At 53.6% G+C, this 15,806-nt stretch carries 16 protein-coding genes; 9 read left to right on the forward strand and 7 right to left on the reverse strand.

Annotation, left to right across the window (positions count from 1 at the left end; translation table 11 throughout):
• Positions 1 to 48: 48 nt before the first annotated feature.
• The 4 genes from bssS (at position 49) to EGO56_RS11905 (ending at position 2,958) form a co-directional block, all read left to right on the forward strand.
• On the forward strand, positions 49 to 303 hold the full coding sequence (gene bssS, locus EGO56_RS11890; protein ID WP_013357427.1) for a biofilm formation regulator BssS: 255 nt from the start codon (positions 49 to 51) through the stop codon (positions 301 to 303).
• A gap of 94 nt (positions 304 to 397) precedes the next feature.
• On the forward strand, positions 398 to 1,510 hold the full coding sequence (gene solA, locus EGO56_RS11895) for an N-methyl-L-tryptophan oxidase (RefSeq protein ID WP_135909278.1): 1,113 nt from the start codon (positions 398 to 400) through the stop codon (positions 1,508 to 1,510).
• Positions 1,511 to 1,805: 295 nt separating this feature from the next.
• The gene (locus EGO56_RS11900) at positions 1,806 to 2,381 is read left to right on the forward strand and encodes a cytochrome b (RefSeq protein ID WP_135909280.1); all 576 of its coding nucleotides are present in this window, start codon (positions 1,806 to 1,808) and stop codon (positions 2,379 to 2,381) included.
• A gap of 1 nt (position 2,382) precedes the next feature.
• Positions 2,383 to 2,958, forward strand: coding sequence for a YceI family protein (locus EGO56_RS11905; RefSeq protein ID WP_135909282.1), 576 nt, complete (start codon positions 2,383 to 2,385; stop codon positions 2,956 to 2,958).
• Positions 2,959 to 2,997: 39 nt separating this feature from the next.
• Here the strand turns inward: EGO56_RS11905 and trhO are convergent, their stop codons facing one another.
• Positions 2,998 to 4,047 carry an oxygen-dependent tRNA uridine(34) hydroxylase TrhO gene (gene trhO, locus EGO56_RS11910; protein WP_110331684.1) on the reverse strand — a complete coding sequence of 350 codons (1,050 nt, stop codon included), beginning with the start codon at positions 4,045 to 4,047 and terminating at the stop codon, positions 2,998 to 3,000.
• Between the two features lie 253 nt (positions 4,048 to 4,300).
• On the opposite strand from trhO, the gene EGO56_RS11915 reads away from it, so the two are divergent.
• The 3 genes from EGO56_RS11915 to EGO56_RS11925 all read left to right on the forward strand — a co-directional run bounded on the left by EGO56_RS11915 (position 4,301) and on the right by EGO56_RS11925 (position 6,562).
• The gene (locus tag EGO56_RS11915) at positions 4,301 to 5,224 is read left to right on the forward strand and encodes a Kdo(2)-lipid IV(A) acyltransferase (RefSeq protein ID WP_135909284.1); all 924 of its coding nucleotides are present in this window, start codon (positions 4,301 to 4,303) and stop codon (positions 5,222 to 5,224) included.
• A 539-nt stretch (positions 5,225 to 5,763) separates the two neighbouring features.
• Complete coding sequence (locus EGO56_RS22515) at positions 5,764 to 6,030, forward strand: hypothetical protein (protein ID WP_135909286.1); 267 nt, start codon at positions 5,764 to 5,766, stop codon at positions 6,028 to 6,030.
• A 130-nt stretch (positions 6,031 to 6,160) separates the two neighbouring features.
• Positions 6,161 to 6,562, forward strand: a complete 402-nt coding sequence (locus EGO56_RS11925) for a MysB family protein (protein WP_135909288.1) — start codon at positions 6,161 to 6,163, stop codon at positions 6,560 to 6,562.
• On the opposite strand, the gene EGO56_RS11930 is transcribed toward EGO56_RS11925, so the two are convergent.
• The 3 genes from EGO56_RS11930 to EGO56_RS11940 form a co-directional block, all read right to left on the reverse strand.
• Positions 6,553 to 6,765: a YceK/YidQ family lipoprotein gene (locus EGO56_RS11930; RefSeq protein ID WP_161733850.1), complete on the reverse strand. Its 213-nt coding sequence runs from the start codon at positions 6,763 to 6,765 to the stop codon at positions 6,553 to 6,555. The genes EGO56_RS11925 and EGO56_RS11930 overlap by 10 nt on opposite strands.
• Positions 6,766 to 6,922: 157 nt before the next feature.
• A complete protein-coding gene (gene mdoH, locus EGO56_RS11935) occupies positions 6,923 to 9,475 on the reverse strand; it encodes a glucans biosynthesis glucosyltransferase MdoH (protein WP_135909290.1) in 2,553 nt (850 codons plus the stop codon).
• Entirely contained in the window at positions 9,468 to 11,003 is a 1,536-nt protein-coding gene (locus tag EGO56_RS11940; RefSeq protein ID WP_179291200.1) for a glucan biosynthesis protein G, read from the reverse strand. Before EGO56_RS11940 ends, mdoH begins: the two co-directional genes overlap by 8 nt.
• A gap of 268 nt (positions 11,004 to 11,271) precedes the next feature.
• Here EGO56_RS11940 and mdoC point away from each other — a divergent pair, with 268 nt between their 5' ends.
• The gene (gene mdoC, locus EGO56_RS11945) at positions 11,272 to 12,414 is read left to right on the forward strand and encodes a glucans biosynthesis protein MdoC (protein WP_135909292.1); all 1,143 of its coding nucleotides are present in this window, start codon (positions 11,272 to 11,274) and stop codon (positions 12,412 to 12,414) included.
• A 246-nt stretch (positions 12,415 to 12,660) separates the two neighbouring features.
• Here mdoC and EGO56_RS11950 read toward each other — a convergent pair whose 3' ends face one another.
• Positions 12,661 to 14,121: a phospholipase D family protein gene (locus tag EGO56_RS11950; RefSeq protein ID WP_135909294.1), complete on the reverse strand. Its 1,461-nt coding sequence runs from the start codon at positions 14,119 to 14,121 to the stop codon at positions 12,661 to 12,663.
• 155 nt (positions 14,122 to 14,276) lie between these two features.
• Here EGO56_RS11950 and EGO56_RS11955 point away from each other — a divergent pair, with 155 nt between their 5' ends.
• The gene (locus tag EGO56_RS11955; protein WP_135909296.1) at positions 14,277 to 15,440 is read left to right on the forward strand and encodes a beta-glucosidase; all 1,164 of its coding nucleotides are present in this window, start codon (positions 14,277 to 14,279) and stop codon (positions 15,438 to 15,440) included.
• Here the strand turns inward: EGO56_RS11955 and EGO56_RS22305 are convergent.
• A complete protein-coding gene (locus EGO56_RS22305) occupies positions 15,428 to 15,601 on the reverse strand; it encodes a hypothetical protein (protein WP_013357414.1) in 174 nt (57 codons plus the stop codon). The genes EGO56_RS11955 and EGO56_RS22305 overlap by 13 nt on opposite strands.
• A 40-nt stretch (positions 15,602 to 15,641) precedes the next feature.
• A complete protein-coding gene (locus EGO56_RS22310; RefSeq protein ID WP_010246429.1) occupies positions 15,642 to 15,785 on the reverse strand; it encodes a hypothetical protein in 144 nt (47 codons plus the stop codon).
• Between the last annotated feature and the right edge of the window lie 21 nt (positions 15,786 to 15,806).

Genomic DNA, 15,806 nt, shown 5'->3' on the forward strand with positions numbered 1-15,806 from the left:
ATTGAACCTCATCATGCACTTCGTTTAACGAGTAATAAGGAGGTTATAATGGACAGAAGAAAAGACGTTATCCAGACCCATCCTCTGGTGGGCTGGGACATCAGTACCGTTGATAGCTATGACGCCATGATGATCCGCCTGCACTCGCTGTCGTCGCAGGATCAAAAAGAAGAAGAAGCGGATGTTGGCCCGACCTACTGGCTGACAACGGATGTGGCAAGGCAGTTTATCTCGATCCTCGAAGCAGGCATCGCCAAGATAGAATCAGCCGAGCAACCAGAACGACTCCTCAATAAGCATTAATTTCTGCCGCATCAAAGAGGCGCCCTAAGGGGTGCCTTTTTCGTTTCTGTTTCTGGTATGCTTTTGATTATGTGACTCTTAGAGTGTCGTTATCATGATTTATGATCTTATCGTCGTCGGCAGCGGCTCAGTGGGCGCGGCGGCTGGCTACTATGCTACCCAGGCGGGTTTATCGGTATTAATGATCGACAGCGCCCATCCTCCCCACAATCAGGGAACGCATCATGGCGAGAGCCGGCTGATTCGCCACGCCTATGGTGAAGGCGAACGTTATGTTCCGCTGGTTCTGCGGGCGCAGACGCTATGGGATGAGCTGGAACAGCGCGCCGGTGAGCGCATCATGCATCGCAGCGGCGTACTTAACCTTGCACCTGACCACTCCCCCTTTATCCGCAACGTTATCGACAGCGCGAGCCGCTGGCAGCTCAATATCGAGGTGATGCAGCCCGATGAAGTGCGTAAGCGCTGGCCGCAAATCAACGTGCCTGAGGGTTATCTGGGCGTCTTTGAGCCGCAGTCCGGCTTTCTGAAATGTGAACAGGCGGTTCGCAGCTGGATCCAGCTGGCAGAACAGGCGGGCTGTGCGCAGCTGTTTAACTGCCCGGTCTCAGAGATTGGTCGCGATGGCGACCTGCAGCAGGTCACCACCCTGGATGGCATCTATCGGGGCCGCAAAATGCTGATAAGCGCTGGCACCTGGGTCGGCAAATTAATCCCTGACCTGCCGGTCGCCCCTACCCGCAAGGTATTTGCCTGGTATCAGGCAGATGGCCGCTACAGCGAGAATAATAAGTTTCCCGGCTTTACGGTTGAGATGGCAGATGGCAGCCAGTTTTACGGCTTCCCGGCGGATAATAACGCACTGAAGGTAGGTCGCCACGATGGCGGTCAGCTGATGCAGCAGCCTGAAGATCGCAAACCTTTTGGCGCGGTAGCGGCGGACGGCAGTGAGGCCTTTGGTTTTCTCCGTCAGTTTTTACCTGGCGTCGGCGTCTGTCTGCATGGCGAAGCCTGCAGCTACGATTTCAGCCCGGACGAAGACTTTATTATCGATACCCTGCCGGGTGAACCTGACCGCCTGTTAATCACCGGACTCAGCGGACATGGTTTTAAATTTGCCAGCGTGTTAGGCGAACTTGCTGCGGAATTCGCACAGCAAAAACCGTTCTCCTTTGATTTGTCCCCCTTCCGCCTCTCGCGTTTCTGACTCTGATAACGGGTGGCATCAGTCTGATGCTGCCCTGTTGACATAATCTGACGAAAACTGAATCTTACTGACATAACGTTGATTTATATTTCGCCCATATCGTTAATTACCGTTATTTAACGTTGACGACTAACCCGCCAGAAATATCTCATTCAGTAATACTGGTCATTTCACCGCTGTTTTATTCAACCTTTTCACTGCGGAAATTAAAATTTATAGAAGCGTAAGGTCGATTGCTTTTATATTTCATAATGTGGATGCTTATTTCAGATTATTTCCTCATGAAACCCACATTATGTTATTGCGTAATACACCTCATCAGTTTGGACTGGTTGCTGTGCTACTGCACTGGTCAATGGCGCTGGCGATTTATGCCATGTTTGCACTGGGACTCTGGATGGTTGGACTCGGCTATTACGACAGCTGGTACCACGACGCACCGGAAATCCATAAAAGTATTGGCGTCATCCTGTTGCTGACGCTGATCATTCGTCTGCTGTGGCGCGTTATTTCCCCGCCGCCAAAGCCGCTGAGCAGCTATTCCCCGCTGGTGCGTATCAGTTCGGTAGTGGCGCACCTGCTCCTTTATACCCTGCTGCTGGCCATTCTGATCAGCGGCTATCTGATCTCCACCGCCGATGGCAAACCGATCGCCGTATTTAACTGGTTTACGCTGCCCGCGCTGTTCAGCGGCGCAGGCGAACAGGCAGACCTGGCTGGCGACATTCATCTCTGGCTGGCCTGGACGGTTGTGGTCCTGTCGGTACTGCATGGTCTGGCTGCGCTGAAGCATCACGTTATCGATCGCGATATCACCCTAAAAAGGATGTCAGGTTTACGTCTCCCCTCTCCCTCTGAAAAGGATAATTAATATGTTTAAGAAGACCCTGCTGGCGATGACCGGTGCCAGCCTGCTGCTCGGCTCAATGACTGCCAATGCCGCAGACTATAAGATTGATAAAGAGGGCCAGCACGCCTTTATTCAGTTCCGCATTCAGCATCTGGGTTACAGCTGGCTCTACGGCACCTTCAAAGATTTTGACGGTAGTTTCACCTTCGATGAGAAGAACCCGGCCGCAGATAAAGTTGACGTGACCATTAACACTAGCAGCGTTGACACCAATCATGCGGAGCGAGACAAGCACCTGCGTAGCGCTGACTTCCTGAACAGCAGCAAAAACCCGCAGGCAACGTTCAAATCCACAGTAGTGAAGAAAGAGGGTGACGAGCTGAAGATTACCGGCGATCTCACGCTGAATGGCGTGACTAAACCGGTGACGCTGGAGGCGAAAATGCTGGGTGAAGGCAAAGATCCGTGGGGCGGCTACCGCGCTGGCTTTGAAGCCGAAGGCGAAATCACACTGAAAGATTTTAATATTACCAAAGATCTGGGGCCAGCTTCGCAGAAGGTTGAGCTGATGATCTCGGTTGAAGGTGTGCGCCAGTAAAACAGCAAGCCGCCTGAAGCTCACTTCAGGCGGCCACGCTTATTTCTTCACTGGCGACGGAATAGTCATGTTTAACAGGCCACGCGACTTGTTAAAGATCTTGTTGCCATTCTCACGTCCCGCCCGGCGAGCGCGCTGCTCCTCCGGTGAGAGTTTTGCTTCTTCCTGACAGATCGGGCTACAGCAGTTTTCAAACTTCTCTGCGCAGCTTTTGCACTGGATAAACAGCAGATGACAGCCGTCATTCACGCAATTGACATGGGTATCACAGGGTTCGCCGCACTGATGACAGTTCGACAGCACGTCGTCAGAGATCCGCTCACCCATCCGCTCATCAAACACAAAGTTTTTGCCTTTGAAGCGAACCGGTAGTCCCTGTTCACGGGCGCGCCGGGCATACTCGATGATGCCGCCTTCAATGTGGTAGACATCCTCGAAGCCGTTATGCCGCATCCAGGCGCTCGCCTTTTCACAGCGGATCCCGCCGGTGCAGTACATGACGATCTTTTTGTCTTTCTGATCCTGCAACATATCAACCGCCATCGGCAGCTGATCGCGGAAGGTATCAGCAGGTACTTCCAGCGCATTATCGAAGCGACCCACTTCATATTCATAATGGTTACGCATATCGACGAACAGGGCATCAGGATCGTCCAGCATGGCGTTAACTTCTGCCGCTTTAAGATACTGACCGACGTCGCTGGCATCAAAACTGTCGTCTTCAATACCGTCCGCCACAATGCGGTCGCGCACTTTCAGACGCAGTACCCAGAACGATTTCCCATCATCATCCAGGGCAATATTCATGCGCAGGTTGTTGAGCGCCGGGTCAAAGCCATACAGCCACGCTTTCATCTTTTCATACTGGCTGGCGGGCACGCTGATCTGCGCATTAATGCCTTCATGCGCGACATAGACGCGACCAAAGACTTTGAGTGACGTCAGGCCAAGGTAGAGCGCATCGCGGAAGGCTTTAGGGTCGGCAATCTGGAAATATTTATAAAAAGAGACAGTGGTGCGCGGCTCAGTTTCAGCCAGCATGCGCGCCTTCAGCTCTTTATTGGAAACGAGGTTATGTAACACTGGCATGGTGTTCTTTCCTGTTATCAATAGGAGAAATTTAGCGGGCACATGATACCTGATTTCACCGGGATGCAAAGGCCAGTCTCGGAATTGAGCGCGGGTTGCTGTTTTTTCCGGCACTATCTGGCTATTTAACATCAGCCTGCAGTAGCCTGTTCTGTCAGTGATATTTATACGCACGATAAAAACTGGCACAATGGCGTAAATCAATGAGATATCAGCACTGAATGGTGCGCGACGCAGGAAAATTAACCTTCACATGACTCAGTTGCCTCAGTTTTCACGAGAACTGCTTCACCCGCGCTATTGGCTGACCTGGCTGGGTGTCGCTTCTCTTTATCTTTTGGTGCTACTTCCTTATCCCCTGCTTTATGTGCTCGGCTGCAATATTGGTCGTATTGGGATGCGTTTTATGAAGCGACGCGTCAGTATCGCCCGACGTAATCTGGAATTAACATTTCCGGATATGCCGGTTAATGAACGCGAAGCGATGGTTAAGCACAATTTCGAATCCGTCGGCATGGGATTGATTGAGACCGGTATGGCGTGGTTCTGGCCGGACTGGCGCATCAACAAATGGCATAAGCCTTCGGGTCTGGAGCATATCCAGCAGGCGCGCGATAGTCAGCGTGGCGTGCTGCTCATTGGTATGCACTTTCTGACGCTGGAGATTGGTGCACGCATGTTTGGCATCCATAATCCTGGCATTGGCGTTTATCGTCCTAATGACAACAAACTGATCGACTGGCTGCAGGTAAAAGGCCGGATGCGGTCGAATAAAAGCATGATCGACCGAAAAGATCTAAAAGGCATGATCCGCGCACTGAAGCACGGTGACATCATCTGGTACGCACCGGATCACGATTATGGCCCGCGTAGCAGCGTCTTTGTGCCTTTTTTTGCCGTGGAAAAAGCAGCCACGACGGTGGGCACTCATCTGCTGATCCGCACCGGTAAACCGGCGGTTATCCCCTTTGTGCCGCGTCGTCTGCCCGGCGGACGTGGTTATGAACTGATGATACTGCCTGACATCAGCGGTGAGTTTACGCTGGAAAGCGATGAAGTAACCGCAGCCAGAATGAATAAAGTGGTCGAAGAGGGCGTCCTGCTGGCCCCCGAACAGTACATGTGGCTCCACCGCCGCTTTAAAACGCGCCCCGAAGGCGAGCCTTCACGTTATTAATCAGTTCGCGCTAAATGTCCGCCAGGCATTTAGCGCGTTTCTGACCCGACATCCTGCCAAATAAATCAGTCGCTCATCACAGAAGAATCCTTTCAGCCATATCCCAGGACCAGTGATAATTGTGGGTCTATAAACGGAATATAATTTCTTTCTGTTTACCGTTAACCTCGCTAACCCATTTCTTCACCGGAAAGCGCTGCATGCGCACTTTAGCTTTTTATTAATTAATATTGTAGCGAAGTCTGTTTAATTTCATCTGGCGCTATTTATTCCGTATTCCAGGCCTAATCCTATTTAGCCAGTCTTAATGATATCTCCGCGCTTATGAATTGATAAAAATTAACTTATTTTACAATCGATTACCCGGTTAATTTGGCTTATATACCATTTTGTGTTTTTTTAATGTGCTGATAGATCGTTATGGAATTTGAAGTCGTTTATCCTTATCGGTAATTTCATTTGTAACAGTCAGACCTTTAATGGACCTGGCCAAAATTATAAAAAGACAATACACAGCAACCTCTAACGGGACAGATTATATGAACAAAGGTCTCTACTATTACGTTACTATCAGCACCGATCAGGACAATTATCATTTTCTGCATCGAAAAGGGTGCAAACGCCTGCCAGATAAAGACGAGCTGATATTTATCGGCACGTTATATAATCTGAGTCAGGCACTTTCGATCGCCAGAATTAATTTTAAGAAAGTGAAGCCCTGTATAAAATGTTGTATCCGCTACTCCGCACCGGTGATTCATGACTCCGTCCAACCTGTTCTGCACTTCCCGCAAAAGATGATCTGACCCTGGCTGGCGGGAAATGGCTTATTTCCCGCCAGTTGCACCGCCCTGCCCTTTCCCTCCTACAGATTTCGTCTATCCTTCACTGAAATCAAAACAATCCGTAGTTAATGAACCCGTAAGGAGAAGAGCGATGAGCATGTACAGTACGTTAGAGGAAGCGATTGATGCTGCACGTGAGGAGTTTCTCGCTAACAACCCTGAAGTGGATGAAGATGAAGCCTCAATCGGTCAGTTTGGTCTGCAGAAGTATGTGATGCAGGACGGCGATATCATGTGGCAGGCTGAGTTCCTGGCAGATGAAGGTGATGCGGGTGAATGTCTGCCTTTCCGCAGTGGTGAAGGCGCACAGGCTATTTTTGATGCTGACTTTGATGAAGTGGAACTGCGTCAGGAGTGGCTGGCGGAAAATACGCTGCACGAGTGGGATGATGGCGAATTCCAGCTGGAGCCGCCGCTTGACACCGAAGAGGGTGAAGCAGCGGCACAAGAGTGGGAGGATGATAACAGCGACTCCGATCGCAGTTATTCGTAAGGACCGTGACTGGCATCCACCGGTAACAATAGGGTGTCCATCACCAGGGACAGCGGCAGATCAAGGATGGTCAGTACCCGCCACCCACTGTCACGCACATCCCACTGCACGCCGGGATAATATTGATTACCGTGCCCCTGTCCGGGCACGGTACGGCTGATAATACTGCCGCATCCGCTTAAACAGAGCACAGCCGCAACGATAACGCCTGTTTTTAATAACCCTTTCACCACTGATATCCGCCCTGAACAGCCGTTGAAATCGTCACGCGCTACCTGCGGTAGCGTCCAGCACTCAATTTATCATCCTGATGCTGTTTTAATCCGATAAAAAAAGCGGCATCGCTGCCGCTTTTTCAGATTACGCGTTTTTTGCCAGCGCGTGAGGGTTGAGCGTGAGTTTCTGATAACTCTCTACCCACTGATGATACTTGTCCGCATTTTCCCACAGTCGGGTGTGAACACGGGCCAGCACCACCGGATCGCTGATCAGCTGCAGACGCTGTTCACGACCCAGTTTATCCGGAGCATCGCTCAGCGCCTGATCCACACGGCGGTCACGCGCATAGTCCAGTAACTGACTCTGCCTGTGGCGCGATGTCGCCAGTGCCGTTGCCAGCGCGTTGAAGGCAGGATGGAACAGGGCATGCATAAAGCCATTTTCCAGCGCGCGTTCGCGGTTCAGCAGCACATAGCGATCGGTATCGACCAGCTCCTGCGGCGGCGAGTACTCTTCCGGGATCAGGAACAGTTTGGCTTTCTTGCTCTTAATCCCCAGGGTTGAGCGACTCGACATCACCGAAACAAACGGCGACAGGATCAGTGAGAAGACAATCGGAGCCAGCCACCACAGGAAGTTAAGATCCAGCAGTCCCATACCAATTGCCCATACCAGACCCAACGCCATCTGCGAACCGTGACGTTTAAACGCCTCGCTCCATGGAGTGGCATCGTCATCACGCTGCGGTGAGTTCCAGACCACTTCCCAGCCGAGGAAAGCACTGACGACGAACACCGTATGGAACAGCATGCGCACCGGTGCCAGCAGCACCGAGAACAGCGTTTCCAGCACCAGTGATGCCAGCAGGCGCAGCGGACCACCGTAGGCCTTCGATCCTTTAAACCAGATCAACACCACACTCAGCATCTTCGGCAGGAACAGCAGCACCATCGTGGTTGAGAACAGCGCTATCGCCAGCTCAGGACGCCACTGCGGCCAGACCGGGAACAGCTGTCTGGGTTGCAGGAAGTAGGTCGGTTCCATCAGTGTATGCACCACCTGTAAGGCAGTGGAGAGCGCCAGGAACATGAACCACAGCGGAGCCGACAGATAGGACATGACACCGGTCAGGAACACCGCACGGTGAACCGGGTGCATCCCTTTTACCAGGAACAGGCGGAAGTTCATCAGGTTACCGTGACACCAGCGGCGGTCACGCTTCAGCTCATCCAGCAGGTTCGGAGGCAGCTCTTCATAAGAGCCCGGCAGGTCATAAGCAATCCAGACGCCCCAGCCTGCACGACGCATCAGCGCGGCTTCAACGAAGTCATGCGACATGATCGAACCGGCAAAAGAGCCTTCACCCGGTAACGGGGCCAGCGCACAGTGCTCAATAAAAGGTTTCACGCGGATAATGGCGTTATGACCCCAGTAGTGAGACTCGCCCAACTGCCAGAAGTGCAGACCGGCCGTAAACAACGGACCGTAGACGCGGGTTGCGAACTGCTGACAGCGCGCATAGAGCGTATCCATACCTGAGGCTTTCGGCGACGACTGGATGATACCGGCATTCGGATTCGCATCCATCATGCGCACCAGACCGGTCAGACACTCACCGCTCATGACGCTATCGGCATCCAGTACGACCATGTAGCTGTAGTTGCTACCCCAGCGACGGCAGAAGTCATCGATGTTACCGCTTTTACGCTTCACACGACGACGACGGCGGCGATAGAAGATCTTGCCCGCCCCGCCAACATCCCGCACCAGTTCCATCCAGGCTTTCTGCTCGGCAATGGCGATATCCGCATCGTAACTGTCGCTGAGAATGTAGACGTCAAAATGTTCAGCGTTCCCGGTGCGAACCACGGACTCCCAGGTCGCACGCAGACCCGCATAAACACGCTCAACGTCTTCATTACAGATCGGCATAATCAGCGCGGTACGATGTTCCGGATTAAGCGGCTCATCTCCGACCGTTGAATACGAGATACTGTATTTGTCACGGCCAATCAGCAGCTGCAGGAAGCCCATCAGGGCGGTCCAGAAACCGGCTGAAACCCAGCAGAACAGGATAGCGAACAGGAACAGGATGCCGGTCTGCAACACATAGGGCAGGATCTGCATCACTGACTGCTGCCAGTTCTGATTGATCATCTCCATCGGGTCCAGCAGCGTCCAGCCCTGATAGGGCAGAATGCTCTTCATGTACCAGGTGGCAACCACGGTCTGGAAAATGGTCAGGATCAGCAGGATGTAGCGGCGAATCGAACCGACATGACGCCACTTCTCTTCAGCACGCTGCTCTTCCGCATTGGCATAACGCGGCACCGATTTGTGACCACGCAGTGAGTCCCAGGCACGGGCAACCGGGTTGGTACGCCAGGCTTCCGGGAACATCAGTGAGCGTTTGACCTTCGGCATCGCTTTCAGAGTAGTGCGGTCGAGATAATCTTTACCTAACTGCTGACCGTCGGCCAGCGAATCGGGCCAGGCCATTTCGACCCGCGATGAGACCGATTTTAACGGCGCATCGTCGGGACGATCACTGGCTGCGACATCCCTGCCTAGCGCATCATGGATGAAGTGGAACTCGCCGGCATTCTGCAGTGAGACGCTCAGGCGGGCCTTCCCTGCCGCATCCAGCGGCAGAGATTCCACATAACGTTGAGGTGTAAAAGTGGATTTATTCATTGGCAGGTAACTGATAGCTCCAGGTTTCCGTCAATGTCTTGTCGCCGCTTACCAGGGCCGCACGCATTTCGGTGGACTGCTTGGTATCTTTCACACGCAGACGCAACACCAGACGCCAGCCTTTGGTGACCGGGTTATAACGTACGCTCTGCTCAACCACATCGGCATTTTTGCCGACGCTGACCTGCGGTGCCACCTGGCTGTTTTCCGCCATCTTGCTCATGTCTTTACCCACGAAGTCGATGGTGAAAGCCACGGTGCCATCCGGCTGACGCACGAGATTAGACTGCTTCACGTCACCCGCTGACCGGAGGGTGTTTTTAACCCAGGCCGTATCATCGGAGTGCAGCTGGTTTTCGTCGCGCGAGAAGTGCAGACGATATTTGAAGTTCATCTCTTTGCCAGGCTCTGGCAGCGTCTCCGGCGTCCAGAACGCAACGATGTTGTCGTTGGTTTCGTCTGCCGTCGGGATTTCAACCAGTTCAACCCGGCCTTTACCCCAGTCGCCGATTGGCTCAACCCAGCCGCTTGGACGCAGGTCATAGCGGTCATCAAGATCCTGATAGTTGTTAAAGTCACGCCCGCGCTGCAGCAGACCAAAACCTTTTGGATTTTCGATAGTGTAAGTGCTCACCGCCAGATGACGCGGGTTATTCAGGGGACGCCAAATCCACTCCCCGTTGCCATTGTGGATGGAGAGACCGTCCGAGTCGTGCAGTGCCGGACGGAAGTTGTTCACCGTGGATGGCTGATTCTGACCAAACAGGAACATACTGGTCAGCGGCGCAATACCCAGCTTGCCGACGTTATCACGCAGGTAAACTTTTGACTGCACATCAACGGTTGATGCCTCACCTGGATGCAGCACAAAGCGATACGCACCCGCCGCGCGCGGCGAATCGAGCAGTGCATAAATCACCAGCTGTTTGTCCTGTGGTTTAGGACGCTGAATCCAGAACTCTTTGAAACGCGGGAACTCTTCACCGGACGGCAGTGCCGTATCGATGGCGAGTCCACGCGCCGACAGGCCATAAACCTGACCGGCACCGATCACCCGGAAGTAGCTGGCGCCCAGGAAGCTGGCGATCTCATCGTTTTTACCCTTGTTGTTCAGTGGATAAAGCACTTTGAAACCGGCAAAACCGAGGTTTTTCACCGCATCCGCGTCATGTTTTACATTACCGAAATTAAAATAATCGGGGTTGTATTTAATCTCGCGCACCGCGCTGGCGGTCACTTCGTTAATCTGCACCGGGGTATCGAAGTACATGCCCTGATGATAGAACTCCAGCTTGAATGGCGTGCGCAGTTTGCCCCAATACGCTTTATCGTGGTTAAACTGGATCTGCTGATAATCAGCAAATTTCATTTCACGAAATTGAGAGGGTAAATTGCTTTTAGGCGCTTCGAAGCTTTTCCCTGCCAACGCTTTGGCTTGTTTTGCAACATCATCGATGTTAAACGCCCAACTGTTATTAGCGTACAACGCCAGCAGAACCGCAGTACCAATCCAGCGTACCTTCATCAGTCCGGCTTTATTTTTTTCTTTAGTCAGCACATCCCCCCCTTTCGTGTGCTTAAATCAAACCCGTTTATCTTAAAGGATTATTCGGTTTTCCGACAGCTTATGCGCAACATTGTTCCCGCATTTCGTCAGGCTTAACGCTACTTTTAGGACAATTAGACACTACGGATTCCACTGATAGTATACCCGGTTTATCCCAGGTAGAATTCTGCCCGAGCATAATCCGGTTTCAGGGTGAAACTGGCCAAACGTACTAACGAACTGGAACTTTATGAGTACTGTAAAACCTGAACGTGAATACTTCCTCGACTCCATCCGCGCGTATCTGATGTTACTGGGGGTGCCGTTTCACGTTTCCCTCATCTACTCAGCACAGAAATGGGCAGTAAACAGCCAGGAGGCCTCGTTATGGCTGACGCTGCTGAATGATTTTATCCATGCGTTTCGCATGCAGGTCTTTTTTGTCATCTCGGGCTATTTCTCCTACATGCTGTATCTGCGCTATCAGCCACGCCGTTTCCTGAAGGTGCGTCTGGAACGCGTGGGGATACCGCTTCTCACCGCCGTTCCGCTGCTCACGCTGCCGCAATTTTTCATGCTGAAAGCGTGGACAGATAAACTGGCTGACTGGCCCCGTTTCACGCCTTATCAGAAGTTTAATAACCTGATGTGGGAGCTGATTTCACACCTGTGGTTCCTGGTGGTGCTGGTGATGCTGACTACGCTGGGCATGGTGACGTTCCGCTGGTTGCGCGATCAGCATCGCACCATTGATTACACGCGGGTTGGCTGGGGTGCACTGACCGCTGGCGTGCTGGCGTGGGCGCTGGTCTGGTGCGTGTTCCGCCGTCTGGTGTTTCTGTTCCAGCCCGCCTGGCTGATGGATGGCTTGTTCAATATCATCGTGATGCAGACACTTTTCTATCTGCCATTCTTTATGCTCGGGGCGCTGGCGTGGAAGCATCCACCGCTGAAGCAGCTGTTTGTGCGGTTTAATCCGGTGATGTGGATTGGCGCGGTGTTGATGTTTGTCGCCTACTGTACCAATCAGCGTCTGAGCAGCGGCGATGGCTGGTTATATGAGCTGGATGCGATCATTACGACGCTGATGGGCCTCTGCATGCTGAACGTCTGCTTCTGCTTTGGTCACAAACTGCTGAACGCGCATTCACCGCGCATCATGTATCTGGTCAATGCGTCGCTGTTTATCTACCTGGTGCACCATCCGCTGACGCTGCTGTATGGCATTTATGTCACGCCGCGCATCGAAAACAACACGCTGGGCTTCTTCGTTGGCCTGTTGATGGTGTTTGGCATCGCGTTTCTGCTGTATGAGATTCACCTGCGCATCCCGCTGCTGCGGTTCCTGTTCTCCGGGAAGTTTGAGCGCAAACAGGCCAGACAAGGGAATTGATGGTGTTATATACAGACAGCACAAAAACTTAAAGCGATGGGAGCAAACGCCAGTAGCAAAGCATAGCGGGCCAGGGACAATAACGCCGGGAGCGTTTTTGAACAACGCAACGCGTTGGCCCGGCAACGGGCGCACCTCAGGGATGAGGTGCGTAATCGCCCGCGCTGAGCCCGCCATGGATGGCGGGTTTTGCGTCTTTGCGAAGGGCGTATGCTCCCTGAGCCCGCGCAGGGTCCATCCTGGATCTTACAGCAGCCACTCAATCGGCAGTCGCCATACCAATCGCACCTGCAGCCGTTGCCACCAGGAGCAGCCCGGCTCGTGCTTGTGCACGATCTGCTGCGGCTCATCCGGATACTCCAGCCAGTTTACCCGTCCCCACTTATCCAGCCGCAGTGTCCATGCCCGATCGCGCATCGACTGGCTGAAACGCTGATGCGTTTCTCCGGCCAGCGCTGCACTCTCGATAACCAGTCCCATCTCGGTATTCAGCACCGCTGAACGGGGATCAAAGTTAAACGAGCCGATAAACAACGTTTTTTGGTCCACCGAAAAGGTTTTGGCATGCAGGCTGGAGCCAGAGTTACCGGTTAAGCCCCGGTCGTGCGGGGCTTCAGGGACGCCCGCCTGCGGTTTCAGCTCATAGAGCGCAATGCCGTGGCGCAGCAGCTTTTTGCGCCATTTGGCGTAACCGGCATGAACAATCGACACATCGTTGGCCGCCAGCGAGTTGGTCAGAATGGCAATTTTCACCCCTTTGCGCTTCAGCGCCAGCAGTTGGGCGACGCCTGCGCGGGTTGGCACAAAGTAGGCCGAAATGATGTCGAACTGTTGTTGTGGCGTGCCAATCACCTCCAGCATCCGCTGCGGCAGCAGGCTTCTGGCGCGCGCTTTACCCAGCCCTTTACGCGGATCGTCACTCAGCAGGCGCGCTTTTGCCCAGGTCAGCGCCAGCGTCCCCTCTTCCAGCTCCTGCAGCAGCGATGAATTTTCCAGCCGCTGCAGGTAGCGCTGCACCGGTTCACTGTGACGCCATTCTGCTGGCAGACTCACACTGTCCTCTTCCGGCGCCTCGTCATCCAGCACCTTCTGCAGCGGCGACACCGGCTTACTGAGCCAGTAGCGCTCAAAATCCTCTGCAACCTCTTTCACCACCGGGCCAATCGCCATCACGTCGAGATCGGCAAACAGCGGTTCATTTCCGGTGCCGAAATATTCGTCGCCGATATTGCGCCCGCCGACCACGGTCGTCACGCCATCCACCGTAAAGCTTTTGTTGTGCATGCGGCGGTTCAGACGGGCAAAATCGGTGAGATAGCCCAGCGCTCGCAGGGTGCGAAACGAAAATGGGTTGAACAGCCGGACCTCAATATTGGGATGGCGATTAAGCTGGGCCAGCGTCTCATCCAGGCCCGGCGTATTATTGTCATCCAGCAACAGCCGTACCTTCACGCCGCGCCGGGCTGCTTCCAGTACAGCGCTGAACAGCAGCCGGCCAGAGAGATCGTTTTGCCAGATGTAATACTGAATATCGAGTGAACGCTCCGCTTTCTGCATCAGCAGATAGCGGGCAGCAAAGGCATCCAGCCCGTCGCTCAGCTGATGGACACCGCTCAACCCCGGATGGCGCTGACACTGGGGCTCCAGCCGTGTTTCCAGCCAGCTGGTCTGTTCTGATGGCTGCGAGAGCTCAAACGCTTCGGTCATGAAAATTCCCTGTAAAATGCAGTTATTTTTATTATTCCCCGGCCCGGCGTCTGACGCCATACCTCTGCTCCGATTAAGTGAGCGGTCACGGGCGTTTTTTAGTCTAGACTTAACTGGACGATCTGTGACCGGCATTTGTCCGGCAGGAGAGGAATATGTCTCATCAATCCCTTACAGATGCCCGCCAGCGCTACCATCCCAGCCTGTTTCGCAGCTTTTTCCAGGGCAGTTTCCCCTGCTCCACCGCCTGCCGTACGCCTGGGAAACGTCTGGATATGGTGATCAGCAGCGGACACGATATGCTGCTGGAAAAAGATTATGCTGCGCTGGCTGAGCAGCATCTGCTCACCGCCCGCGACGGTGCGCGCTGGCATCTGATTGAAAAGATTCCCGGTCAGTATGACTGGCAGAGCTTTCTGCCCATGGTTGACGCCGCACGACGCCAGCAGATGGAGATCATCTGGGAGCTGGCGCACTTTGGTTATCCCGATCATCTTAATATCTGGAAAGCCGAATTTGTTGATCATTTTAGCCGGTTCGCCCGCGCGATGGCGCAACTGATGCGCGACCAGGGCATTGAGCGCCCCTTTTTTACGCCGGTTAATCAAATCTCATTCTGGTCATGGGCTGGTGCGGATGTCGCCTGGTTTAATCCCCATGCCGCACAGCGTGGTAAAGAGCTGAAGCGCCAGCTGGTCCGCGCCTCGCTGGCGGCGATTCATGCGATTCGCGACGTCTATCCGGAGGCACGCTTTGTGCTGACCGACCCGCTGGTTCAGATTGCCCATCATCCTGATAACCCGGACAGCAAGCCTTATGCCGATGCGCATCACCAGGCGCAGTTCGAAGCCTGGGATATGCTGGCCGGCCGCGTTGATAAGGAGTTAGGCGGCAGTGAAGATTGCCTGGATATCCTCGGTCTGAACTACTATCCCGACAACCATTGGTTTTTCCCCGATCAGCCGATGTCACAGGAGGATCCGGTGCGCGAGCCGCTGCATATTCTGCTGGCGCAGTGCTGGCAGCGCTTCCGGCGTCCGATGCTGATTGCCGAAACCGGCGCAGAAGGTGATGCACGTGCGCCCTGGCTACAGGAGATCAGTGAAAATGTGGCGGTGGCGCTGGATCAGGGCATTGCGGTGGAGGGGATATCGCTCTATCCGGTGGTGGAATATCCCGCCTGGGCCGATGACCGGCGTTCGCCAGGTCCGCTGCTGGGATTAGCCGATCCCAATGGCAACCGGAACCTGCATGAGGCGTTAGCGCTGGTGTTGCGCAGTCAGCAGATTAAGTTTGCAACGCGTAATCAGACAGGCTGAGACGGTGACTTTTTGGGGTGACAGGACTGAACATCGAGCGTGGGGTCGGCAGGATGACGAACGTCGGTCAGCCAGACCATCGTAAACAGGAAGGTCACCCCGATCAGGCAGGCAGCCAGTAAACCGATAATTGCGATTAATTTATCATCTCCGGAGTCCATCGCCTTCTCCTTATTCTGTCCGTTGGATCCCCTGTCTGCGTCAGCTCATCCAGAGCGTAATCATCAGCACAAAGATTATAAGCGTTACCGAGGTCACCGCAAGCACCACTATCGCAAAGTGCGCATCGTCAAGTGACTGGCGAATCGGCTCATCGTGATCGTCGGGCGGCAAGGGCAAAGACATAACTATCCTGTGAAAAATAGG

It is taken from the genome of Pantoea vagans, assembly GCF_004792415.1.
Classification (GTDB): domain Bacteria; phylum Pseudomonadota; class Gammaproteobacteria; order Enterobacterales; family Enterobacteriaceae; genus Pantoea; species Pantoea vagans.